The organism is Bacillus sp. SLBN-46 (assembly GCF_031453555.1).
GTDB lineage: Bacteria > Bacillota > Bacilli > Bacillales > Cytobacillaceae > Neobacillus.
Window position 1 is genome coordinate 3,516,080 of the sequence record NZ_JAVIZM010000001.1, and the last position, 22,880, is coordinate 3,538,959.

The 22,880-nt window shown below is 37.5% G+C and carries 19 protein-coding genes and 1 pseudogene; 6 read left to right on the forward strand and 14 right to left on the reverse strand.

Annotated elements, in window-relative coordinates:
* Positions 1-5 precede the first annotated feature (5 nt).
* Both QFZ87_RS18005 and QFZ87_RS18010 read right to left on the reverse strand, forming a co-directional pair.
* On the reverse strand, positions 6-362 hold the full coding sequence (locus QFZ87_RS18005; protein WP_309864256.1) for an ArsR/SmtB family transcription factor: 357 nt from the start codon (positions 360-362) through the stop codon (positions 6-8).
* A gap of 21 nt (positions 363-383) precedes the next feature.
* The gene (locus tag QFZ87_RS18010) at positions 384-2,132 is read right to left on the reverse strand and encodes a SulP family inorganic anion transporter (protein WP_309864259.1); all 1,749 of its coding nucleotides are present in this window, start codon (positions 2,130-2,132) and stop codon (positions 384-386) included.
* A gap of 366 nt (positions 2,133-2,498) precedes the next feature.
* Here QFZ87_RS18010 and QFZ87_RS18015 point away from each other — a divergent pair, with 366 nt between their 5' ends.
* Entirely contained in the window at positions 2,499-3,290 is a 792-nt protein-coding gene (locus tag QFZ87_RS18015; RefSeq protein WP_309864262.1) for a TIGR00266 family protein, read from the forward strand.
* Positions 3,291-3,377: 87 nt separating this feature from the next.
* On the opposite strand, the gene QFZ87_RS18020 is transcribed toward QFZ87_RS18015, so the two are convergent.
* The 8 genes from QFZ87_RS18020 to pruA all read right to left on the reverse strand — a co-directional run bounded on the left by QFZ87_RS18020 (position 3,378) and on the right by pruA (position 12,029).
* Entirely contained in the window at positions 3,378-4,838 is a 1,461-nt protein-coding gene (locus tag QFZ87_RS18020; RefSeq protein ID WP_309864264.1) for a DUF4153 domain-containing protein, read from the reverse strand.
* A gap of 71 nt (positions 4,839-4,909) precedes the next feature.
* Positions 4,910-5,545, reverse strand: a complete 636-nt coding sequence (locus tag QFZ87_RS18025; RefSeq protein WP_309864266.1) for an HAAS signaling domain-containing protein — start codon at positions 5,543-5,545, stop codon at positions 4,910-4,912.
* Positions 5,526-5,873, reverse strand: coding sequence for a PadR family transcriptional regulator (locus QFZ87_RS18030; RefSeq protein ID WP_309864268.1), 348 nt, complete (start codon positions 5,871-5,873; stop codon positions 5,526-5,528). The genes QFZ87_RS18025 and QFZ87_RS18030 overlap by 20 nt, the downstream gene beginning before the upstream one ends.
* Positions 5,874-5,985: 112 nt before the next feature.
* Positions 5,986-6,159, reverse strand: a complete 174-nt coding sequence (locus tag QFZ87_RS18035; protein WP_309864270.1) for a hypothetical protein — start codon at positions 6,157-6,159, stop codon at positions 5,986-5,988.
* A 91-nt stretch (positions 6,160-6,250) separates the two neighbouring features.
* Entirely contained in the window at positions 6,251-7,693 is a 1,443-nt protein-coding gene (locus QFZ87_RS18040) for an amino acid permease (protein WP_309864272.1), read from the reverse strand.
* 219 nt (positions 7,694-7,912) lie between these two features.
* Positions 7,913-9,178, reverse strand: a complete 1,266-nt coding sequence (locus tag QFZ87_RS18045) for a Glu/Leu/Phe/Val family dehydrogenase (RefSeq protein ID WP_309867964.1) — start codon at positions 9,176-9,178, stop codon at positions 7,913-7,915.
* A gap of 57 nt (positions 9,179-9,235) precedes the next feature.
* Positions 9,236-10,438, reverse strand: coding sequence for an ornithine--oxo-acid transaminase (locus QFZ87_RS18050; RefSeq protein WP_309864274.1), 1,203 nt, complete (start codon positions 10,436-10,438; stop codon positions 9,236-9,238).
* Positions 10,439-10,484: 46 nt separating this feature from the next.
* Entirely contained in the window at positions 10,485-12,029 is a 1,545-nt protein-coding gene (pruA, locus tag QFZ87_RS18055; RefSeq protein ID WP_309864276.1) for an L-glutamate gamma-semialdehyde dehydrogenase, read from the reverse strand.
* A 211-nt stretch (positions 12,030-12,240) separates the two neighbouring features.
* On the opposite strand from pruA, the gene QFZ87_RS18060 reads away from it, so the two are divergent.
* Positions 12,241-13,650 (forward strand): sigma-54 interaction domain-containing protein, encoded by a 1,410-nt coding sequence (locus QFZ87_RS18060; protein WP_309864278.1) that lies wholly within the window; start codon positions 12,241-12,243, stop codon positions 13,648-13,650.
* 366 nt (positions 13,651-14,016) lie between these two features.
* Here QFZ87_RS18060 and QFZ87_RS18065 read toward each other — a convergent pair whose 3' ends face one another.
* Positions 14,017-15,003 carry a VanW family protein gene (locus QFZ87_RS18065; RefSeq protein ID WP_309864280.1) on the reverse strand — a complete coding sequence of 329 codons (987 nt, stop codon included), beginning with the start codon at positions 15,001-15,003 and terminating at the stop codon, positions 14,017-14,019.
* Between the two features lie 236 nt (positions 15,004-15,239).
* On the opposite strand from QFZ87_RS18065, the gene QFZ87_RS18070 reads away from it, so the two are divergent.
* Positions 15,240-15,581: a hypothetical protein gene (locus QFZ87_RS18070; protein ID WP_309864282.1), complete on the forward strand. Its 342-nt coding sequence runs from the start codon at positions 15,240-15,242 to the stop codon at positions 15,579-15,581.
* A 67-nt stretch (positions 15,582-15,648) separates the two neighbouring features.
* Here the strand turns inward: QFZ87_RS18070 and aspA are convergent, their stop codons facing one another.
* Positions 15,649-17,073 carry an aspartate ammonia-lyase gene (aspA, locus tag QFZ87_RS18075; protein ID WP_309864284.1) on the reverse strand — a complete coding sequence of 475 codons (1,425 nt, stop codon included), beginning with the start codon at positions 17,071-17,073 and terminating at the stop codon, positions 15,649-15,651.
* Between the two features lie 247 nt (positions 17,074-17,320).
* Here aspA and QFZ87_RS18080 point away from each other — a divergent pair.
* Positions 17,321-18,455 (forward strand): annotated as a pseudogene (locus QFZ87_RS18080) (polysaccharide deacetylase family protein).
* Positions 18,456-18,485: 30 nt separating this feature from the next.
* Here QFZ87_RS18080 and QFZ87_RS18085 read toward each other — a convergent pair.
* Positions 18,486-18,908, reverse strand: coding sequence for a MarR family winged helix-turn-helix transcriptional regulator (locus QFZ87_RS18085; RefSeq protein ID WP_308079929.1), 423 nt, complete (start codon positions 18,906-18,908; stop codon positions 18,486-18,488).
* Between the two features lie 237 nt (positions 18,909-19,145).
* Between QFZ87_RS18085 and QFZ87_RS18090 the strand changes: the two genes are divergently transcribed.
* Positions 19,146-20,378 (forward strand): MFS transporter, encoded by a 1,233-nt coding sequence (locus tag QFZ87_RS18090; RefSeq protein ID WP_309864288.1) that lies wholly within the window; start codon positions 19,146-19,148, stop codon positions 20,376-20,378.
* Between the two features lie 63 nt (positions 20,379-20,441).
* Here QFZ87_RS18090 and htpG read toward each other — a convergent pair whose 3' ends face one another.
* Positions 20,442-22,322, reverse strand: a complete 1,881-nt coding sequence (gene htpG / locus QFZ87_RS18095) for a molecular chaperone HtpG (protein ID WP_309864290.1) — start codon at positions 22,320-22,322, stop codon at positions 20,442-20,444.
* Positions 22,323-22,594: 272 nt separating this feature from the next.
* On the opposite strand from htpG, the gene QFZ87_RS18100 reads away from it, so the two are divergent.
* Positions 22,595-22,849: a PLC family EF-hand domain-containing protein gene (locus QFZ87_RS18100; RefSeq protein WP_309864292.1), complete on the forward strand. Its 255-nt coding sequence runs from the start codon at positions 22,595-22,597 to the stop codon at positions 22,847-22,849.
* Positions 22,850-22,880 lie beyond the last annotated feature (31 nt).

The window sequence follows — 22,880 nt, forward strand, 5'->3', positions numbered from 1 at the left end:
GAAAATTAATTCTTCGGTGTTGCAGCGGCTTCTTCGTCTACTTCTTTAAATTTATCCAGGATCGTAATAGTATCAACGAGATGGTTATTGAAAATCTGCCTGGCAACAGCTAGCAATTCAATAATCATTGGATCCTTAAGTGTGTAAATTACCTTATTTCCTTCCTTCGTACCCGTCACAATATTTTTAGCTCGTAGGATGGTCAATTGTTGAGAAACAGCCGAACCTTCACTTCCAACGAGTGTTTGAATTTCGTTTACACTTTTATCCCCTTCTGATAAGAGCTCTAAAATACGGATTCTCAAAGGGTGTGCTAATGCTTTGAAGAATTCCGCCTTAAATTGCTGCATTTCAAGATTCAATTTGGTCACTCCTATGCTTTTTTAGAAGGTAGCAGTCAGTTTCTTCCTACCGCCTTCCACCGTCTCAACGGCTGATAGCTTTTTACATTCTCTGAAGGCAAAATGCTTGCAGCCTAGACATTTATTTTTGTTTATATGCTCTAATGCATATTGTATAGCCTCTCCTGTATGATTGAAGAAGTGGTCTTCCCCGATTGTTTGATATAAACCTGTCTTTTTCAACACATTTTCTGGCTGAGGATTTAAACCCGATATCATAACTATACCATTTTTCGAAAAATGGTGAACAATACTAGACAAATTTGCTTCTCCAGTTGTATCTATTAAAGGTACTTTACTCATTCGGAGTAGTAGAATTTTTGGGCGATAGTTAATTGTGCTCATAATTGTTTTTTCAAAAGTGTCAGCAGCACCGAAAAATAATGGTCCTTCCACATTAAAAATACTAATTTGCGGGCAATCATGTGTATCTGAGACCATTCCTGTTTCTACCTTTTCATGTTTATGTTCTCTATTCGGCAATGCTTTTGCCGTAACCATCACATCGCTCATTCTCTTCGCAAATAGAAGGGCAGACATCACTAATCCTACTTCAACAGCTGTCGTTAAGTTAACAAAAACCGTTAGTAAAAAGGTGACTGCTAGAACGATTGAATCGGTCGATTTTGTTTTTAAAATATGTGAGAAGACTTTTCTCTCGCTCATGTTCCAAGCAACTACCATCAAAATAGGCGCCATGCTTGCCAAAGGAATATAGGATGCAAATGGTGCGAAAAATAGTAAAACAAGTAATACGACGATCCCATGAATAATTCCTGATAACGGAGAAATCGCTCCATTTTTTATGTTCGTAGCTGTACGCGCAATAGCGCCAGTAGCTGGAATCCCACCAAATAAAGGTGTAATCATATTAGCTATTCCCTGCCCTATTAACTCTTTGTTGCTGTTATGACGACTATTGGTCATTCCATCTGCTACCACTGCCGATAATAAAGATTCAATGCCACCCAGCATTGCAATGACAAATGCCGGCTTTAAAAGCTTCATAATCATATCCAAATCAATGCTTGGAATTTGGATTTGCGGCAATGTACTTGGTATTTGACCATAGGCAGTTCCAATCGTGGCCACCTCACTTGGAAAAAAAAGAGTGGCAACCAATGTGGAGACCATTAAACCAATGAGCGGACCTGGAACCTTAGGTGCAATTCTTGGTGTAAGGATCACAGTAAGCAAGCAAATAGCTGCTGTTAGAATACTAAAAAAGTTCAACGTATTTAGATGTACAACCAGTTCGTTAATGTTCTCTATAAACTCCTCATGCTTTTTTATTCCCTCTAAACCTAGAAAACTTGCAATCTGCCCTGTGAAAATGGTAACCGCAATACCTGCCGTAAATCCAATCGTTACCGGTCTAGGAATATATTTAATCAATGAACCCAGTCTAAAAACACCCATTAGAAGTAGGATAACTCCGGCCATGAACCCTGCTATTAGCAGATTTTCATAACCATAGGTCATCACTACTCCAAATAAAATAGGAATAAAAGCCCCCGTTGGACCACCTATTTGGTATTTGGATCCGCCAAATAAGGAGATAAGAATCCCGGCTACTACGGTCGTATAGATTCCATACTCTGGCTTCACCCCTGAAGCAATGGCAAATGCCATTCCGAGTGGAATAGCGATTACCCCAACAATCAATCCTGACAGGAGATCCTTTGGTACATTCCTCAAGGAATAATCATGGAATCTTTTATCAATAAACATATTAACCCTTCTCATCTAATAAAATTGTATATCTGATTATTTGAATATAGAATAATTCAACATTCTTATCAAGCATTTTCTATAAAAGTAATGGAAATTTTTTTCTTTGAATGTCTCTTGTTTACTAAATGTATTCGTGTTACAATAGCAAAGCGATGAGCTGAGTTGTGTAAGTCGAGAAACATTCCTTATGGAGCGCACTATGTGGAGTGTGGTTTTTCGCCTCAATACGCAAAAAGACGTCTGTTTCGGCAGACGTCTTTTTTATTTGTCCTTTAAAGTCCTCCCCCTAAAATTAGCACTTTTTTCCTAATTTTTTTATAATAAATATGGGCTTATATTTTTATGAAAATTGGAGGGATACCGGTGAATAACCATGAAATTGATTTTAAGATTTATGGAGATGATATGCAGTTTGTCGAGGTAGAGCTTGATCCTCAGGAAACAGTTGTTGCCGAAGCTGGAAGCTTTATGATGATGGAAGATGATATACATATGGAAACGATTTTTGGAGACGGATCCAGCAATAATGGTAGCGGTCTGATGGGTAAACTTTTCAGTGCAGGTAAGCGCGTCCTAACAGGAGAAAGCTTGTTCATGACCACCTTTACCAATACCGGCATGGGCAAGAAGCGTGTATCGTTTGCTTCCCCTTACCCAGGAAAAATCATTCCTATGGATTTAAGTCAGTTTGGCGGGAAAATCATCTGTCAAAAGGATGCCTTCTTAGCTGCTGCAAAAGGTGTTCAAGTTGGTATCGAATTCCAACGTAAATTGGGTGTCGGCTTTTTTGGCGGCGAAGGCTTTATTATGCAAAAACTCGAAGGCGACGGCATGGCATTTGTTCACGCGGGTGGAACAATTATTAAAAAGGACCTAATTCCAGGCCAATCATTAAGAGTAGATACAGGCTGTTTAGTGGCTTTAACGAGCGATGTTAATTACGAAATTGAATTTGTAAAAGGTGTGAAAACGGCCCTGTTCGGCGGTGAAGGCTTATTCTTCGCCACATTACGCGGTCCTGGATCTGTTTGGATCCAATCGCTACCATTTAGCAGGCTAGCAAGCCGCGTATTTGCCGCAGCTCCTTCTCGCGGTGGTTCGAAGGATGAAGGTAGTATCGCAAGAGGAATTTTTGATATGTTTAATGGTGACTAATATATATTCCAGATGACTCCCATATATAAAGCAAAAAACCAGGCCGAGGCCCGGTTTTTTGCTTTATATTATCATTTCCTCAGTTCTCTATTCCAAATCTAATTTTTTCAGTTTACTAAAAGCTTGCTCTCTTTTTAAATTATAGGATTGCCACGGTAGGTTAGTGGTGAGTGCTTCCCTCTTTCTATCCAGCAAGATGTTTCGTAAGCCAGGTATATCAGGATTTTCCTCATAAAGGGTGATTAATCCTGCCACCCCCGTGTATGATAACTGATTGAGATAATTAATATCAATTTTTCCACTTGTTTCAAAGCGGTTCATGTTTTCTTTTATTACGATTTTATCTAGGTCAATTACCGCTATTACTGTGTAATAAATCATGGATGAAATAAAATAAAAGTGAAATAATGAAAGTTTTTCCACCCATATTTTCACCAAGGAATAGGCAAAAATAATGACCAGAAAAATCATAAACGAATGGACAAGCACTCTGGTAAAAGTAAAGCCATACGCTTCCTCATACATGCCTAACCGTAGAAATGCTGAACTTAGCATCACTGAGCTTGAAAGAACAAGGATGGTAAGCAATACTTGCGTAAATCGCTTAATAAAAGAATTCGTCCGCTGAACAAACGTGATGACAATAATAGTAATTGATAAATTGATTAATGTGACAAATAAAAGTTCAAAAAAGCCTTTTCTTGCATACTCCGCGTAAGTGTAGTTCTCTTGTAGAGTGCCACTGAAGAAGTATTTAAACTGAACCAGCGTAAATAAAATATAAACAATATTTATGAGGACAAGTACTGTAATTGAAATAATTCCGTCCATTTGAAACTTCACCGTATTGTCTTGTTGTTTAAGCACCCTTATCTGCTTGATTAGCAGCACTTGCATAAAGCCAAAGAAACCAAATGTGTAGATAAGGATGACGATTAAACGAAACACCCCTTCTGCGTCAAACACATTGAACCAATCCGGAATCCCACCAATGATTCGTTCAAACTGCGTATCAGCAGACATGAGTAATCTTAATACAACCATTAAGACAGGTATTGAGATGACAACCCCGATTAATATTTTTTTCCATACTAACCACTTGTCGCCACCCACACCATGTTTTAGTCCTTCTCCTAAAACTGAACTGAATTTTAAGTTATATTTAACCATATCAAGGAGCCTTGAAAATATTAGAGTGATAAATGCAGGCTGGTTCCATTTGAAATTTTTAGGGCTTGATATTAATACTAAATGAGAAATAACCAATCCTGGTATAACAACGATATTCAACGTCTTGAAAAGCTGGTTATCATTGAGTAAATAACTGGCTGATAGAAGCCAAATACAACAAACAATCAAGTATCCTAATCGCTGATGTGAAAAAGGAAAGCTGCGATATTTCCAAAAGAAGACGAAGTAGAAAGACATAATGAATACAATATAGGAGATACCTATTTCACCACGGAAAAAAGCTTCTTCGGCTACGATCCCGAGCAATAAACATAACAATAAAAACAACCAATCTGTTTTTCCAATCTTGATTTCCATATAGCATCCCTCTTTTTATATAGATTTTCTATATATATAGTTTTACTAGGTATATAAGCAAAAAAAACTGCTCATATCGAAGCTTTTCTCCCCCACCGATATCCTAACCAGCTAATCGGGTAAAGAACAATCGTAAAAATGATACAAGCAATAATAAATGTTTTTGTTAATAAAGGGGCGAACCAGGCATGTGGAATAATGTGAAAAACAGTTAAAATCATCAACACTAAATTAGGAATGAGTGATAATAAGAACGTTTTTCTCAGAAGCGTTCGACCTCTTTGACCAAAACCCTTCCCGATTTCATATCCGAGTAAAGCCCAAAAGAACATGTACAGGAAGGCAATAATGATAGGAATAGAGGTTAAATGATCCCAAATTTTCGTTAACCATTCCCATTCGAAAAGATTGTGAGCTAACGTTAATACGCTGCCTCCCCCAAAAAAGAGGATATTAAGTAGAATAAACAGCCATTTCATATTACTTGGAGTAACGGATAGTTCATCCTTCCATAATTCAGCTATTTCCTCAGGACTTCCTAGCCTAGTTACAATATGATTTGTTAGCTCTTCTTCATTCATATGGGATGATTCAAGGAGAATTTCATCAATATGTGTCTCATATTCCAATAGAATACTTTTCTTATCTGTATGGTTTCCTAATCCGTCAGCAAGTTCTGAAAGAAACCTATTCTTCGGCCGTTCCATGCTTTGATCTCCCTATTACCTTGTTCATAACTTGAACAAAATCCTGCCATTCACGGGTTTTTTCGCCTAATAATTCTTTTCCTGCTTTAGTAATACGATAGTACTTCCGTGCAGGACCCTTTTCCTGCTCAACCCAATAACATTCAATGTACTCTTGCTTCTCAAGCTTATGAAGTGCTGGATACAAGGTACCTTCCTTTACACTCAGGCCATTATCACTACGCTGTTCAAGCTCTTTTACTAATTCATAGCCGTACATATCACGTTCGTTTAATAATTGAAGCAAGATAAGCGATGTGCTTCCTTTTACCAATTCACGGTTAAACATTTTTTCACCTACCTAGTTTTGTTAGGTACATAGAAATTCTACAACGTCATTAACATTTTGTAAAGTATGGAATGAAAAATAGTGACGAATTCTTCATCGTCACTATTTCTGTTTATTTCAGCTTTGGGTTATTTTTTTGTCTCTCAATGAATTGATCCCGCTCTCCACCATCGGATAATTCCTCAGAAAATTCATGCTCAGTATCTTGACCCAATAATTCCCAAGGCTTAATTGTTTTTGGTGGCAGATTATTATTGGGTGCCGCTTGCTCATTCCATTTTCCCATTACATATCACCTCAACCAATAGTATCTGATGTTTAACAATCATTATCCAAAATAAAAACGCTTGGATGATTCCAAACGTTTCTACTTAGTTTTAGATAACCATTTTTTTATTATCTTGAAGCTGTAATTCTTGCTCTCTTACAACATCCTGCTCGCGGTTCTTTTTAATTTTTAAGTGATAGATTAAATAACATGCTGCTACAAATGGAACTCCTAAATAAAGGGCCAGCCTTTGTTCTGAGTCAAACGCTAAACTACCTAATACAATACAATTTAGGGTTAATGCAATAATCGGCAGTAAAGGGTAAAGTGGTGTTCTAAATTTGAGATCCTCCACTTTTCCGCCTTCACGGATAAATTTTCTTCGGAAGGCAATCTGGGAAGCCGTAATAGAGATCCATCCAACCTGGGCACCTAAGCCTGCAACCGAAAGCAGCCAAACAAAGACTGTTTCTTCCGCAAAAAATCCTGAAAGTAATGATAATAAAGCAATACCTATCGTCAAGATAAGTGCATTTAAAGGAACCCCTTGTTTATTAACCTTTGCAAGTGCAGGGCTTGTCATTTTTTCTTTTGACATGGCATATAACATCCTTGTTGCGGCATACAGACCAGAGTTGGCAACAGAAAGTAATGCTGTAAGAATAACAAAGTTCATTATGTCGGCTGCATATGGAATACCAATACTATCAAAAACAACAACAAATGGACTCTCAACTACTCCTGCTTGTTTCATAGGAATTAAGCTTGATAAAACAAAAATAGCTAAAACAAAGAAAAATAGAGTACGCCAAACGGTTTGCTTAATGGATTTAGGAATCGTCTTTTCTGGCTCTTCACTCTCTCCTGCAGCAATACCTATTAATTCTGTACCTTGAAATGAAAAATTAACTGCTATCATTGTGATTATTAAAGCAGTAAATCCATGTGGTAAAAGACCGTGAGCTGTAAAATTAGAGAAAAATGGCGCTGGTTTCCCACCTTCCATGTCAATTAAACCAAAGGTTGCCGCTCCACCAAGTAGAATGAAAGCTAAAATAGCAAAAATTTTGATGCTTGAGAACCAAAATTCAGTCTCTCCAAATGCTCGAGCCGAAAGTGCATTAAGCGAAAATAATACGATTGCAAAGATCGCACACCAAATCCACACTGGAGAATCAGGAAACCATCTCTGCATTAGTTGGCCAGCAGATAATAACTCTAATGCGACCGTTACAGACCATCCTAACCAGTAAAGCCAACCGAGTGCAAACCCTGTTCCTGGTCCAATGAATTTTGTTGTGTAGGTTTGGAATGAACCTGAAACAGGCATGGCTACGGATAATTCTCCTAAACAAAGCATGGTTAAGAACATGATGAACCCACCAACAATGTAAGAAAGAATAGCACCTGCAGGTCCTGCTTGGCTAATGGTGTAACCAGATCCCAAGAACAGACCTGAGCCAATTACCCCACCTAAAGAAATCATAAATAAATGCCTAGTTTTCATTGTTCTTCTTAATTCATGTGTTGCATTGTTTTCGTTTAAGTTCATATACCTTCCCCCTTCATAGAATACGCTTTCAATCTTTCTAATATTTTTACTATTTCAATCTTATATACTTGCAATTTCTATGCCAAAACGACAAACCTCTATTTTTGAACATTATTTGAACAAATATGCAAAATTTTTTTGCATTATATTAAAATAATTTGCACTTTAGATGCAAAAATGCTCTTTCCACATAAATGGAAAGAGCATTTCTTTATCCTATTAAACCCAGCCGCGGAATCGGGAGGCCTCCGCTACTTTTTTAATACCCACCATATAAGCTGCTAAGCGCATATCCACACTATGTGTTTGTGCCGCTTTGTAAATATTTTCAAAGGATTCAACCATCACTTTAGTAAGTTTTTCACTTACCTCTTCTTCTGTCCAGTAGTATCCTTGATTATTTTGCACCCATTCAAAATAAGAAACGGTTACACCACCTGCACTTGCTAAAATATCCGGAACCAGAAGCACTCCACGTTCTGTTAGAATATTTGTTGCTTCGAGCGTAGTTGGTCCATTCGCCGCTTCAACAACAATTGCAGCTTTGATATTAGCAGCATTTTGGGCCGTAATTTGATTTGAAATGGCCGCAGGAACAAGGATATCACATTCTAGTTCAAGAAGCTCTTTGTTAGATATGGTGTTTTTAAATAATTGTGAGAAGGTGCCAAAGCTGTCTCTTCTATCTAGTAGATTATTAATATCGAGCCCATTTGGATCGTACACACCGCCATATACATCTGAAACAGCAACGACCTTTGCACCTGCATCATGCATGAATTTAGCTAGATAACTACCGGCATTACCAAAGCCTTGAATAACAACTCGTGCACCTTTTAAGTCGATCCCTTTTTTCTTCACTGCTTCCTGAATACAAATCGTCACACCAGCTGCTGTCGCTGTTTCACGACCTTTTGAACCACCAAGCACCAGTGGTTTCCCAGTGATGAAACCAGGTGAGTCAAACTCGCGTAAACGGCTATATTCATCCATCATCCATGCCATGATTTGCGAATTAGTGTATACATCAGGGGCTGGAATATCTTTAGTTGGACCAACAATTTGACTGATTGCACGAACATATCCACGACTCAATCTCTCAAGCTCTCTAAAGGACATTTTTCTCGGGTCACAAATAATTCCACCCTTACCTCCCCCATATGGCAGGTCAGTAATTCCACACTTTAAACTCATCCAAATAGATAATGCTTTTACTTCCTCCTCATCTACTTCAGGATGAAATCGAACGCCGCCTTTTGTCGGACCAACTGCATCATTATGCTGAGAGCGATAACCTGTGAAAATTTTAACGGAACCATCATCCATCCTTACTGGTATCCGGACAGTCAGTAATCGAATAGGATCTTTTAATAACTCAAACATTTCGTTTGTATATCCTAACTTATTAAGTGCTTTTTGAATGACTGTTTGGGTTGAATAAAATAAATTTAATGACTCTTGTTCTTTTTGCTGTTCCTTTGTCATTTCATTTACTAGCGCATTTGCAGGCATCTTTGCCACCCCTATTGTAATTAAATATTTTTATGATAATACGTGTTTGATTTTCTCGATTGCCCAATCAATTTCTTCTTTTGTAATAATTAGTGGAGGGGCAAAGCGGATCACTGTATCATGTGTTTCTTTACATAATAAGCCGGATTCCTTTAAAGCCTCACAATAAGGTCTTGCGGCTTCAGTTAATTCAACCCCAATAAACAAACCTCTTCCTCGTATGTCTTTAATCATAGGGTTGGTGATTGTATTTAATTGTTCAAGAAAATACTTTCCTAATTCAAGTGAGCGTTCTGCTAATTTTTCTTCCTCAATTACATCTAGTGCAGCTAGTGAGACAGCGCATGCTAGTGGGTTCCCTCCGAAAGTAGATCCATGTGAGCCTGGATTAAATACGCCTAATACATCAGAATTAGCCACAACACAAGAAATTGGGAATACGCCGCCCCCCAGTGCTTTTCCTAAAATTAACATATCAGGATCTACTTCTTCCCAGTCACACGCAAACATCTTACCAGTACGTGCCAAGCCCACTTGTATTTCGTCAGCGATGAATAAGACATTTTGCTCTTTACATAATTCAGAAGCTTGCTTTAAAAATCCTTCAGGAGGTAAAATGATGCCTGCCTCGCCTTGAATCGGCTCCATTAAGAATGCTGCTGTATTTGGAGTAATAGCTGCTTTTAGTGCTTCAATATCACCATATGGGATTAATTTAATGCCTGGGAGCATTGGCCCAAAACCGCGTTTGTATTCCGGGTCAGACGACAATGAAACCGCACCCATTGTCCTTCCATGAAAATTTCCAGTGCACGCAATGATTTCTGCCTGATTTTCAGCAATACCTTTTACATCATAGCCCCAACGCCGTGCGGCTTTTAACGCTGTTTCAACTGCCTCGGCACCTGTGTTCATCGGAAGGGCCATATTTTTATTGGTTAGTTTACAAATCTTTTCGTACCAAGGTCCAAGCTGATCATTATGAAAGGCACGTGACGTGAGCGTTACTTTATCTGCTTGATCCTTTAAGGCTTGAATGATTTTTGGATGACGATGCCCTTGGTTCACCGCTGAATAGGCACTTAACATATCCATGTAACGATTTCCTTCTGGTCCTTCCACCCATACACCTTCCGCTTTTGCAATTACAATTGGAAGTGGATGATAGTTATTGGCACCAAATTTATTTGTCTGCTCAATGATTTCAGTTGATTTATTTGTTACTACTGTCATTATAGTCTCCTCCTCTTTTTAGAAAGAACCCTAAAGGTTCCTACTTTTACAGCATTTCTGATGTTGTTTTTGCTTGCATATGAAGAAGTAAATAATCAGGACCACCTGCTTTAGAATCCGTTCCTGACATATTAAAGCCGCCAAATGGCTGATAACCGACGATTGCACCTGTACAGACTCGATTAAAATACAGATTGCCAACGTGGAATTCTTCTCTTGCTCTTTCAATGTGTTCACGATTATTAGAAATAAGCGCACCTGTCAGACCATAATCTGTGTTGTTAGCAATTTTCATCATATGGTCAAAATCACGGGCCTTACAGAATGCCAAAACTGGACCAAATATCTCTTCCTGCATGAGGCGAGCATTTTCATCTAAATCTGCGAAAATCGTTGGTTGAATGAAATAACCTTTTGAGTCATCCCCTTCTCCTCCAGTTAATAGCCTGCCTTCTTCTTTACCAATCTCTATATAACTCATAATTTTTTTGAATGATTTTTCATCTATTACCGGCCCCATATAGGTGTCATCAAGTTCAGGATTACCAAGGGTAAGTGTCCTTGTTAGTGCAACTGCCTTTTCAAGAACAATATCGTAAACATCCTGGTGAACAACTGCACGAGAACCTGCCGAACATTTTTGACCCGAGAAACCAAATGCAGAATATACGATAGAAGCAGCAGCCAAATCTAAATCCGCCTCACGATCAACTACCACTGTGTCTTTACCACCCATCTCTGCAATCACACGCTTTAGCCAGATTTGTCCTGGGTTCACCTTTGCAGCACGTTCATAAATTCTGCAACCTACCTCTCGGGAACCAGTAAAGGAAACAAACCTGGTTTTAGGGTGATCCACCAAGTAATCGCCAATTTGAGCACCGCTTCCTGGAACGAAGTTTAATACTCCTTTCGGAAGGCCTGCTTCATGCATAAGCTCTACAAATTTTGCAGCAATGACAGGTGTCGAGTTCGCTGGCTTTAACAGAACGGTATTTCCAGTAACTATCGCCGCAATTGTCGTTCCAGCCATAATGGCTAATGGAAAGTTAAATGGTGATATGATAATTCCTACACCTAGTGGAATATAATTAAATTGATTAAATTCACCTGTACGACTTTTAACAGGTGCACCATCCTTGATCGTTAACATTTGTCTTCCGTAATACTCGATGAAATCAATAGCCTCCGCTGTATCCGCATCAGCCTCTTTCCATGGCTTTCCTGCTTCTTTTACTAGATAACTAGAAAACTCATGTTTCCGACGGCGCATCATTGCAGCAGCCCGGAATAGGATATTGGCTCGGTGTTCTGGTTTCCATGTTTTCCAAGATTCAAAGGCGGTTAAGGCTGCTTGCATAGCTTTTTCAGCTAGCTCCTGATTAGCCATAGAAACACTACCAATGATTTCTTCTTTATTGGCAGGATTAATTGATAGTATTTTTTCCTCTGTCGTAATAGGTTTACCATCAATAATAACAGGGTAGTGTTTACCGAGTTGAGACTGAACAAATGATAATGCTTTTTGAAAATCTTCTTTATTTTTTTCTTCTGTAAAATTAGTAAATGGTTCATGTGAATACGAAATCATAAAATAGCCCCCTTCTATGTTCGTAATACTATATTGCAAGTTTCGTGCCAACAATATTTTTGCATATCGCCGCAGTTCTCCAAAAACATAATGCAAATTATTTTTGCGAATCAGTCGCTTCTTTTGCAAAAAAACGCAAAATTATTTTGCGTTATCATGTTTTTTTTGATTAAATAGGTGCATAAAGTATTAACAAGGGGTATGAACCATCATGGAAAAAACAAAGAATGATTTACTCTATTTAACACGAATGTATAAACGAATATTAGACGAAGTGGATGTTGGAGTTCATGCAGTTGACGAAACCGGAAAAACGATTATCTATAATAAAAAAATGATGCAAATGGAATCGATGGACATTCATGATGTAATGGATAAAAACCTACTCGATGTCTTTATGTTTAAGGATGACCAATCTAGTACTCTTGTAAAAGCACTTCAGGAGAGGAAAGAAACAAGTAACGTAAAGCAAACTTATTTTAATAACAAGGGCCGAGAAGTTACTACGATCAACAATACTATTCCTATTTATTTAGATGAGAATCTTAAGGGTGCAGTTGAAATTGCAAAGGATGTTACTAAACTTGAACGGCTAATTAAAGGTAATTTGAATAGGGAGTCAACAAAATATACATTTGATTCCATTATAGGAACTAGTCCCTCTATTTTAGAGGTTAAGGAATCTGCTAAACGTGCGACTCGGACCTCTTCTTATGTATTAATTGTCGGTGATACTGGTACTGGAAAAGAACTTTTTGCTCAAAGCATACATAATGCCAGCGGGCGGTTATCTGCTCCTTTTATTTCACAAAATTGTGCTGCACTGCCTGATAACTTAATTGAAAGTCTCCTTTTCGGTACAAAGCGGGGAGCATTCACGGGTGCAGTCGACACACCCGGATTATTTGAACAAGCTAATGGTGGAACCTTGTTGCTTGATGAAATTAATTCATTAAATTTAAATCTTCAGGCGAAATTACTCCGGGTTCTTCAGGAAAAAACAATAAGGAGAATTGGCGATACGAAGGATACACCAATCGATGTTAGGGTTATTGCGAACATGAATGAGGATCCGATTGATGCTATTGCCAATAACCGATTGCGAAAAGACTTATATTATCGGCTCGGTGTCGTAACAATCTTTGTCCCTCCATTAAAGGATCGAAAAGAGGATATTCCATTATTGGTCGCTCATTTTATTGATAAATATAATGAGCGCTTTCAAATGAATGTAAAAGGTTTATCGGAGGAAGTCCATTTGTCTTTCCTTGAATATGATTGGCACGGGAATGTTCGTGAGCTTGAGCACATTATTGAAGCAGCCATGAACATAATGATGGATGAGGAAGTTATCATGTACTCCCATTTACCTTACCAATATCGTAGCAAAATGCAGTTGAAAGAGAGAATGATGCCATTATCCACTGTTGATACATTCCTAAAGGAAAATTCAGACGTAACTATACCTCTAAAAGACCAAATGGAGTTATTTGAAAAAACCTATATTGAGCATGTCCTAAAGAAAAATGATTTTAATATTTCAAGAGCAGCTAGGTCTCTTGGATTGAGCCGTCAAAGCCTACAATATAGGATGAAGAAATTGAGTTTAGATAGTAAATAGTAATTTTTTTGCATAACATTTCCATTTTCTCATCATAATATAAAAAAAGATGAGGTGAAAATGATGGGACTTCTAAACTCATTTAATCAATGGAGAGAAACAAGGTATCAAAATCATGTAACCAGTATGAAAGATTTAGGCAAGTGTCCTGACTGTCAAGGTCGTGGTTATACTGTTTACCCTTATAATGAATATGCCTACTATAATTCGTTTGAATGTCCCGGTTGCCAAGGAAGCGGACATTATACAGATTGGGAAGAATTGAGATAGGTCCGTGGAAACATCAAATAGTATAAGTTGAATTCTGCTCATTAAAAATGCCCAGTATCATTCATACTGGGCATTTTTAATAATAGGCTAATGGCTTTACATTTGTTTCTTTATCATGTCTTGATACGCTTTTGCGGTCCTAACTTCCACAGTTAAGGCTCCTTTTCTTACAATAGCCTTCAAGATGACTGGCGCACCTGTCGTATTTTTAAATCTAAAATCTTTACCTCCATAGGATACTGTCGCATCTCTTCCAGTTGGAACATACCCTACTTGTAGTGAATGATGGTGCTTTTCGATGTAACTAACACCTAATTTGTCAATGGCATTAAATAAGGTGGATGAAGTTTGACAAATACCCCCACCTATACCTTCAACAAGTTTCCCTTCTAAGGCTTCGGGTGCCTTTTGAAACCCGTGCGCTTCATCACTTGGGCCCACCGTCGTATTAAACGAGAAGGAGTCCCCCACACCAAGAATGACATTATTGATGGCTTGTGCTGATAAAGCTATATTTTTCGTTCTTCCAACGACACCGCTATTAAAATGAGTAGTGTAAGATGCGACTAAGACTTCCCCTAAATGGGCTGCATCTTCCACCTTATATCCACTTGCTGTCACATATAATGGCACCTCAACATTTCCACCTTTTACAGAAGACTGAATCACTTTTTCTATCAATTCATCCTCATCTAAAATGGTTTGTGGTGTCCCTTTTATAACCTGGCCCTTTCCATCTAGCTTATCTAGAATCATTCTCTTATCATAACCAGGGGTTGTTTCGGTTCCCCTTGCTAATTCTCTAGCTATTTTTGAAATCTCTGCTTTATACTTTTCAAGGTCAGTAGAAAAGCCTAATTCCTTCGGATTAAAAGTTTTTATAGTTGCTTTTGTTGTCGGATCAATGATACTTACAAAGACCGGCTTTTCCTCTTCCTTTTTCTTTTCCACTTTTTTCTCTACTTTTGTCTTCGGTTGTTGTTCAGATGCCTTTGTCTCTTTAATCGGTTGATCTGTACAACCGACCAATAGCACAAAACTTCCAGCCAATAAAATTGAAATAACCCTTTTGAGTTTTCCCATGTTCCCCCATCTTTTCCCCAATAATTTATTAAATCTAATTATTTCCATTTCACATACTATTTGACGTTGGTAGACTGGATTTGGTTTCAGATATTATACCATTTTTATTTTCATATTCCTGCAATTAAGAGGAATTAAACCAATAGATTTTATTTTAAGTCGCATGACGCTGAATAATTTACCAGCTTTAAGGTAAGTTTAAGCCTAGGAAAAATTTTTCTAGGGGTGCTAAAAAAATGTCCGTTTTTGTTTACCAAACGTTTATTATTAAACAGGATCAATTTAAAGAAGGAATCGATAATTTAAGAGAGATTAAAAAATTTAGAAATGAAAACTACAACCATAAGGTAGAGATTTTAACTCCTGTGTCTGGGGATGACTATACCTATGCCCTGCTTTCGACTTATGAAGGGTTAGCGGAAATGGAGTTACAAAGTAAGAAAATGTTCGAGGACGAGGAATATTTAGAACTTATTGGTCCTTTTTTTCTAGAGCATGTCGCTGAAGGCAGCATGCATACTCAGATCTATCGTTCATTGGGTGAAGTAAAAATGGCGAAAAAAGAAGAGAAAAAATAATTTGTTCAACAAAACAAACCCAAGAGTTCCCTCTGGGTTTGTTTTGTTGTTACTATTCGAATGTTAATTAGTCTCGTTCTAAAAGTGCTGCCCCTGCAATCCCAGGCTTTGTCATTTCATAAATATCTAAAATGAGATCCAGTTCCTCTTCCGTTAACACATCATGCTGTAAACAAAGTTCTCGAACTGATTTACCACTAATAGTAGCTTCTCTAGCAATACGAGCAGCGATTTCATATCCTAAATGAGGATTAACCGCAGTAATGATTCCTACACTCTTTTCTACATATTCTTTCATGCGGGCTTCATTTGCTTCAATTCCCTTTAAACAATGTTCAGTAAAGGAAGCGAAACCATTATTCATGATACTGATGGATTGGAGCAAATTAAACACCAAGACGGGTTCCATTACATTTAATTCGAGTTGTCCTGCTTCAGAAGCTAGACAGATGGTATGGTCATTCCCAATTACCTGAAAGGCAATTTGATTAATCAGCTCTGGCATAACTGGATTTACCTTCCCAGGCATGATAGATGATCCCGGTTGACGAGCTGGAAGTGAAATCTCTGCTAATCCTGCACGGGGGCCAGAAGCCATTAAGCGAAGATCGTTTGCTATTTTCGACATATTCATCATACATACTTTTAATGCTGCTGACACCTCTGTATAGGCATCCGTGTTTTGGGTAGCATCCACTAAGTGTTCAGCATTAACCAATGGCAGTCCACTAATTCCAGCAAGTTGAATGACAACATCTTTAATGTATGTTGGATCAGCATTTAAACCCGTTCCAACTGCTGTTGCTCCCATATTCACCTCATATAAATTAGCCCTTGATTGATGAATACGGTTTATATCTCTTTCCAATACTCTGCTATATGCCTCAAATTCTTGTCCGAGACGAATCGGAACTGCATCTTGAAGATGGGTCCGTCCCATTTTTATGACATTTTCAAACTGCTTTGCTTTTGTCTTGAAAACCTTGTTCATTTCTTTCATCGTTTCAAGTAACTTTTCAAGCATTTTTAGTGTAGCTATATGAATGGCGGTAGGGAAAACATCATTAGTCGATTGAGACATATTCACATGAGTGTTTGGACTTAAATGGTTATAAGCTCCCTTTTCATGTCCTAGTAACTCTAGTGCCCTATTGGCAATGACTTCATTTGCATTCATATTCATCGATGTCCCTGCTCCCCCTTGGATTGGGTCCACGATAAATTGATCATTCCATTTGCCCTCAATGACTTCATCGGCTGCCTGACTAATAACCTCTCCTAGTCCACTATACAACCGTTTCGTATTCATATTGGCGATTGCAGCCGCTTTCTTAACCATCGCTAACGCTTTAATGAGTTCTTCATGAATGCGGTAGCCAGTTATAGGGAAATTTTCTACCGCCCTAAGTGTTTGAATTCCGTAATAAGCATCAGCTGGTATGTCTTTTTTCCCTAAGAAGTCTTGTTCTACTCTTTTTTTGTCCGCTGTCATCTGTCTCCCACCCTTGTAAATACAAATATATACCTGTATATAAACTTTCTATTACACCAAAATAATAACAGGAAAACACTTTCCTTGTCTCTCTTTTAAGTGTTATTTCATTAATAACAGTATTCATAGTAGTCTAATTTTTCTTACTTTTTCAAAATGTATTGCTAGTGTCATCTATGTATCTTTTCTAAAACTCTAGTAAGTGCTATGATATTCTGCGAGATTACTATTTACAAGGATGGATGAAATGCAGAAGGTTCTATATTTCGCGCTATGTTCTGCTTTACTGCTACAAACAGGATGCAGTTTAAAGACAGCTAATGCCAAAGATATTAATAAAAATAACCCAGTATCATCAATAACAAAAGAAGTCCAGATGAGCAAAGTATCACCTAAAATGAAAGAAGATCCTTTATTCAAACCAAAGGCAGATTTATCAATAAGTGCAGTAACATTTGCTTCTAGTAGTGCTGTTTTGACAATAACAAACTTACCAACAGATGTTTCAGGAGTTAGTTACTTTATTTGGAGAACAGCTGACGGGGTGGAAAATGGCAAGTTATTTTCATCTACTGAAAAAGAAAAAGATTTCTCTCTTTTATTTGGTCCAAGAGAATTTTTAGGAAAGCTTGGGGAGTATCAGATTGAGGTATACGGAAAGACGATAACTGGTTCGGATGAGCTTTTGGCTAAGTCAACTGTAACCTTCCAACAGCACGTTCCAATCTTAATGTATCATGCCATTGACGAATTTAATGGTGAGGGACTAAAAGAGCTGTTTGTGACACCAGAAAATTTTGAAGCCCAAATGCAATACTTAAAAGATAATGGCTATACACTCCTTACGTTTGAGCAGTGGGGAGAAGTCAATAAAGTAAACAAGCCCATTCTTGTTACCTTTGACGACGGGATGAAAAATAACCTGAATGCTTTTCATATTTTACAAAAATTAAAGGATGAGACTTTCAAGCCCACCGCGACAGAGTATGTCATTGCAGGTTATATCGATAGCGGTTCCTACCGATTATCTACTGAAGATATTAAAGAAATGGTGAACTCCGGAATCTTCTCCGTTCAATCCCATACGATGTCACATGCAGATCTTCCAAAAATAACGAATTTTGAGGAAGAGCTACAAGTTTCAAGGGAGAAAATTGAACAAGTAACCGGCAAGCCAGTAATTGCCATTGCCTATCCATATGGTCATTTTAACGAACAAGTAGTGGAGGAAACAAAAAAACACTACAAATTTGCTACAACCACAAAGCCAGGCCAATTTATTGAAAAAAGGCCTGCCAGATGAATTTTTATTTATGCATCGTGTCCGAGTCTCCTACTCCACCACCATTAAAGAGTTTGCTGCATTAGTTGAAACCAAATAGGAGCTTTGAAAGCTCCTTTTTTTAATCAAGCTATATGAAAGAGTGATTGAATTTTTTTAGTAACTGACCAAAGACTTTACGTTCCTCTTCTGACCAATCATTTATCACTTCTTCTAATCTCTCCAACCGCGCTTGCTTATGCTCCTTATAAACCTTAGTTCCCAGTTCGGTAATTTGAAGTGAATAGGCCCTGCCGTCTAAAGGATCAGGTATACGATACAAATACCCTTTTTGCTCTAAAGCAGCTGCTTGTCTACTGATGGTGGAGATATCAAGCTGAAATTCACCTGCTAGTACTTTCACACCTGCAGCTCCTCTATTAGCGATTCTCCTCAATAATAGATAGGCAGAGCGATCAAGAGTACCAAGTCTTTTATGACTTGAAATAGAGGTTGAACGTCGAATTAAGATAGCCAATTCCAGTTCAATCATTTCCAAAGATTGTTCATTCATAACATTAACCCCACAATTAAACAAATTTCTTATTTCTTAATGATAACACATTGAAATTTTATTTATAATGAAGGACAACTATTCCCGTTAGAAAACACTATTGACGTAGTGTAAAATAGTTGTATAATACAATCATGTACTTTCATAATACAACTAATTGAAAAACTAGGAAACCAATTAGGTATTAATTAAAAATAAAGGTATAGGAGAAAGTAAATAAGAAAAGGAGAAATGTCCATGTCATCTTCAACACAATCTATTACTAAAACACCCTCTGACAACACTAAAAAAGGGGGGTTATTAACTCAGCCAAAAGCAGTTTGGGCTGTTTTTTTCGCGAGTATCATTGCTTTTATGGGACTTGGTCTAGTGGATCCGATTTTACCAGCAATTGCGGAGCAATTACATGCTTCCCATAGTCAAGTAACGTTGCTATTCACCAGTTATAATGCCGTTATGGCCGTAGCCATGCTCATTACTGGAATGATTTCCTCAAGGCTGGGTATTAAATGGACATTACTAGCTGGTATTGTCATCATTGCTGTATTTTCAGCACTTGGAGGATTTTCGAATGGCATTTGGACACTCGTTGGACTTCGTGGAGGCTGGGGACTTGGTAATGCCTTATTTGTGGCAACCGCTTTAGCTGCCATCGTTTCACTCTCAAATAGCGGAACAGCCAAAGCCATTATATTATACGAAGCAGCCATTGGACTTGGTATATCTGTAGGACCACTTCTTGGCGGCTGGTTGGGTGCTATGTCATGGAGAGGTCCATTTCTAGGTGTTGCGTGCCTTATGGTTATCGCTTTCATTGGTTTAGTTGTTTTAATGCCTAAGGCCACAAAAACAACTAACGTACAGACAAAAACATCATTATTAGATCCATTCCGTGCCTTAAAACACCGTTCCTTATTAATTTTTGGTATTGCTGCGGCTTTATACAACTTTGGGTTCTTTACTTTATTAGCTTATGCTCCTTTTGTTATGGGATTGGATGAGCATGGATTAGGTTATGTTTTCCTCGGATGGGGTATATTATTGGCTGTTACTTCTGTATTCATGGCTCCAAAGCTTCAACAATGGTTTGGCACGATTAAGTCAATGTGTGCTATGTTAACACTATTCGCCCTACTTCTTGTTGCAATGGGTGTCTGGACCTCTACACAATGGGTAGTCATTGGATCAGTTATTTTAGCAGGAGCATTTTTAGGAAATAACAATACGTTGATTACAACTGCAGTAATGAATGCAGCACCAGTTGAGCGTGCAACTGCATCTGCAGCCTATAGCTTCCTTCGGTTTATTGGTGGAGCGGTAGCTCCATTTACTGCTGGGAAACTAGCAGAGCTTTATAATCCAAGTCTTCCGTTTTTAGTGGGAGCAGGGTTTGTCTTTATCTCCGTGGTATTTATCTTAATTAATTCTTCTCATATAAAACATGTTGATGATGTTGAAATTAGTCATTAATAATAAAAATGGATCTGCTGTTTATCTAGCAGATCCATTTTTATTATGATTGATATGTTAGTGTTACACCATTATTTTACAAATATCATTTGTAAATTCTACTGGGTCCTGAATAGGCAATCCTTCTATTAATAGTGCTTGATTAAATAATAATTTTGTATATAGGTCTAGTTTTTCTTTATCGTTATCAAATGCTTCTTTTAACGATCGGAATACTTCATGATTTTTGTTGATTTCCAATACTTTTTCCGCTTTGATATTTTGGTTATCTGGCATTGCAGCAAGAATTTTTTCCATCTCGATTGAAATTTCGCCCTCAGTTGCCAAGCAAACCGGGTGTGATTTTAACCTTTTAGAAATTCTAACATCCTTTACTTTGCCAGCTAAAGTTTTCTTCATAAAGTCAAAGAGTTCCTGATTTTCGTTATCCTGTGTTTCGGAATCTTCCTTGCTCTCTTCCCCTTCGATTCCTAAGTCACCACTAGAAATTGATTTAAATTCCTTTTCTTTATATGTCATTACCATTTTAATTGCGAACTCATCGATATCATCCGTAAAGAATAAAATTTCATAGCCTTTTTCAGAAACGAACTCAGTCTGTGGCAGTTTTTCCAATCTTTCAATAGAATCTCCTGCAGCATAATAAATGTACTTTTGTTCCTCAGGCATTCTAGAAATATATTCATCTAATGTAACTAATTTCTTCTCTTTAGAAGAGTAGAACATGAGCAGATCCTGAAGTACCTCTTTGTTAGCACCAAAATCACTATACACACCATATTTTAACTGACGACCAAATGATTGATAGAATTCTTCATACTTTTCTCGCTCATTTTTCAAGACACTCTGCAATTCACTTTTGATTTTTTTAGAAATATTTTTAGCAATCAGTTTCAACTGCCGATCATGCTGCAGCATTTCTCTTGAAATGTTTAGTGATAAATCCTCGGAATCCACCATCCCTTTGACAAAACTAAAATAGTCAGGAAGCAGGTCTGCACACTTGTCCATGATTAACACACCATTAGAATATAGCTCTAAGCCCTTTTCAAATTCCTTTGAATAATAATCAAATGGGATTTTTTCTGGGATATATAGAATCGCATTGTATCTTACTGTTCCATCAACACTGATATGGATATGTTTGATTGGCTTGTCAAAACCATAGCGTTTTTCAGCATAAAAGTTTTGGTAATCTTCATCTGTTAACTCACTTTTATTCTTTCTCCAAATTGGAACCATACTATTAATAATTTGTTCTTCTTGATAGTCCTCGTATTCGGATTCACTGCCTTCCTTCAGCCTTTTCCCAGCTACTTCCATTTTTATTGGATAACGAATAAAGTCTGAATACTTTTTTATAATCGACTTTAAGCGATATTCCTCTAAATACTCATCGTAGCTTTCGTCTTCTGTATTCTCTTTCATTTTTAAAATTATCTCTGTGCCTACTGAATCCTTTTCAACCATCTCAATGGTATAGCCTTCAGCACCCTCGGATTCCCACTTATAAGCATGGTCACTTCCTAACGCCTTACTAATAACAGTTACAACGTCTGCAACCATAAATGCTGCATAAAATCCTACACCAAATTGCCCGATAATATCATAGCCATCTTTTAACTCATTCTCTTTTTTAAAGGCCAAGGAACCACTCTTGGCGATTGTTCCAAGGTTAGTTTCTAACTCATCCTTGGTCATACCAATACCAGTGTCGATTATTTTCAAGGTCCTGTTTTCTTTATCTGCAACCACTTTAATAAAGTAATTATCTTGGTCGAAACTTAATGAGTCATCAGTTAATGCCTTGTAATAGATTTTATCAATCGCATCACTTGCGTTTGAAACTAACTCCCGTAAGAAAATCTCGCGATGAGTATAGATGGAGTTGATCATCATGTCTAATAATCGCTTTGATTCTGCTTTAAACTGTTTTGTTTCCATTAAGACCTCTCCTTTATTTTCAACTTCATAAAAATATATGGAGGCTGTGTCGATCAGCCGCATCAATTTTTAGCACTCAACAAAAGAGAGTGCTAACCACTATTTTTTAATAACATATCTAGTTGTTTTCTGTCAATATTTTTACCTATGAACTATAAAATTGTGCCCTTTCACGCTTAAAAATCTTCATAACATCAACACCAAAAATGCATAGAATCTGCAAAATTTAGAGCTAAAATGGGTTTGTGATAAAGAAAAGGAGGAAGTCAATTATGAAGAAATTTGCAGTTGGAATTATTAGTGCGGCTTTAATTCTTGGAGCAGGTACTGCAGTCTTTGCTGCAGGAAACACTGAATCTAGTAATGGAATTAGTTTTGAAAAGATGTTACCTTTTATGGAAAAAATGCATCCTAACTCAAACAAGGAAGAGCTAAAGGAAATGTACAAAGCTTGCCATGAGAATGGTGGAATGATGGGTAGCAAAAGCGGAATTACAACGGATGAAACAATGATGAATAATTTTTAAAATACAATTTGATAGAGGCAGACAAAGGTCT

Coding starts and splice junctions, on each gene's coding strand:
- QFZ87_RS18025 (WP_309864266.1), bottom strand. CDS start 5,545: ATGGAACGGCCGAAGAATAGGTTTCTTTCAGAACTTGCTGACGGATTA.
- QFZ87_RS18090 (WP_309864288.1), top strand. CDS start 19,146: ATGTCATCTTCAACACAATCTATTACTAAAACACCCTCTGACAACACT.
- QFZ87_RS18085 (WP_308079929.1), bottom strand. CDS start 18,908: ATGAATGAACAATCTTTGGAAATGATTGAACTGGAATTGGCTATCTTA.
- htpG (WP_309864290.1), bottom strand. CDS start 22,322: ATGGAAACAAAACAGTTTAAAGCAGAATCAAAGCGATTATTAGACATG.
- QFZ87_RS18030 (WP_309864268.1), bottom strand. CDS start 5,873: ATGTTTAACCGTGAATTGGTAAAAGGAAGCACATCGCTTATCTTGCTT.
- QFZ87_RS18035 (WP_309864270.1), bottom strand. CDS start 6,159: ATGGGAAAATGGAATGAGCAAGCGGCACCCAATAATAATCTGCCACCA.
- QFZ87_RS18040 (WP_309864272.1), bottom strand. CDS start 7,693: ATGAACTTAAACGAAAACAATGCAACACATGAATTAAGAAGAACAATG.
- QFZ87_RS18045 (WP_309867964.1), bottom strand. CDS start 9,178: ATGACAAAGGAACAGCAAAAAGAACAAGAGTCATTAAATTTATTTTAT.
- QFZ87_RS18065 (WP_309864280.1), bottom strand. CDS start 15,003: ATGGGAAAACTCAAAAGGGTTATTTCAATTTTATTGGCTGGAAGTTTT.
- QFZ87_RS18100 (WP_309864292.1), top strand. CDS start 22,595: ATGAAGAAATTTGCAGTTGGAATTATTAGTGCGGCTTTAATTCTTGGA.
- QFZ87_RS18010 (WP_309864259.1), bottom strand. CDS start 2,132: ATGTTTATTGATAAAAGATTCCATGATTATTCCTTGAGGAATGTACCA.
- QFZ87_RS18020 (WP_309864264.1), bottom strand. CDS start 4,838: ATGGAAATCAAGATTGGAAAAACAGATTGGTTGTTTTTATTGTTATGT.
- pruA (WP_309864276.1), bottom strand. CDS start 12,029: ATGATTTCGTATTCACATGAACCATTTACTAATTTTACAGAAGAAAAA.
- QFZ87_RS18070 (WP_309864282.1), top strand. CDS start 15,240: ATGTCCGTTTTTGTTTACCAAACGTTTATTATTAAACAGGATCAATTT.
- QFZ87_RS18060 (WP_309864278.1), top strand. CDS start 12,241: ATGGAAAAAACAAAGAATGATTTACTCTATTTAACACGAATGTATAAA.
- aspA (WP_309864284.1), bottom strand. CDS start 17,073: ATGACAGCGGACAAAAAAAGAGTAGAACAAGACTTCTTAGGGAAAAAA.
- QFZ87_RS18050 (WP_309864274.1), bottom strand. CDS start 10,438: ATGACAGTAGTAACAAATAAATCAACTGAAATCATTGAGCAGACAAAT.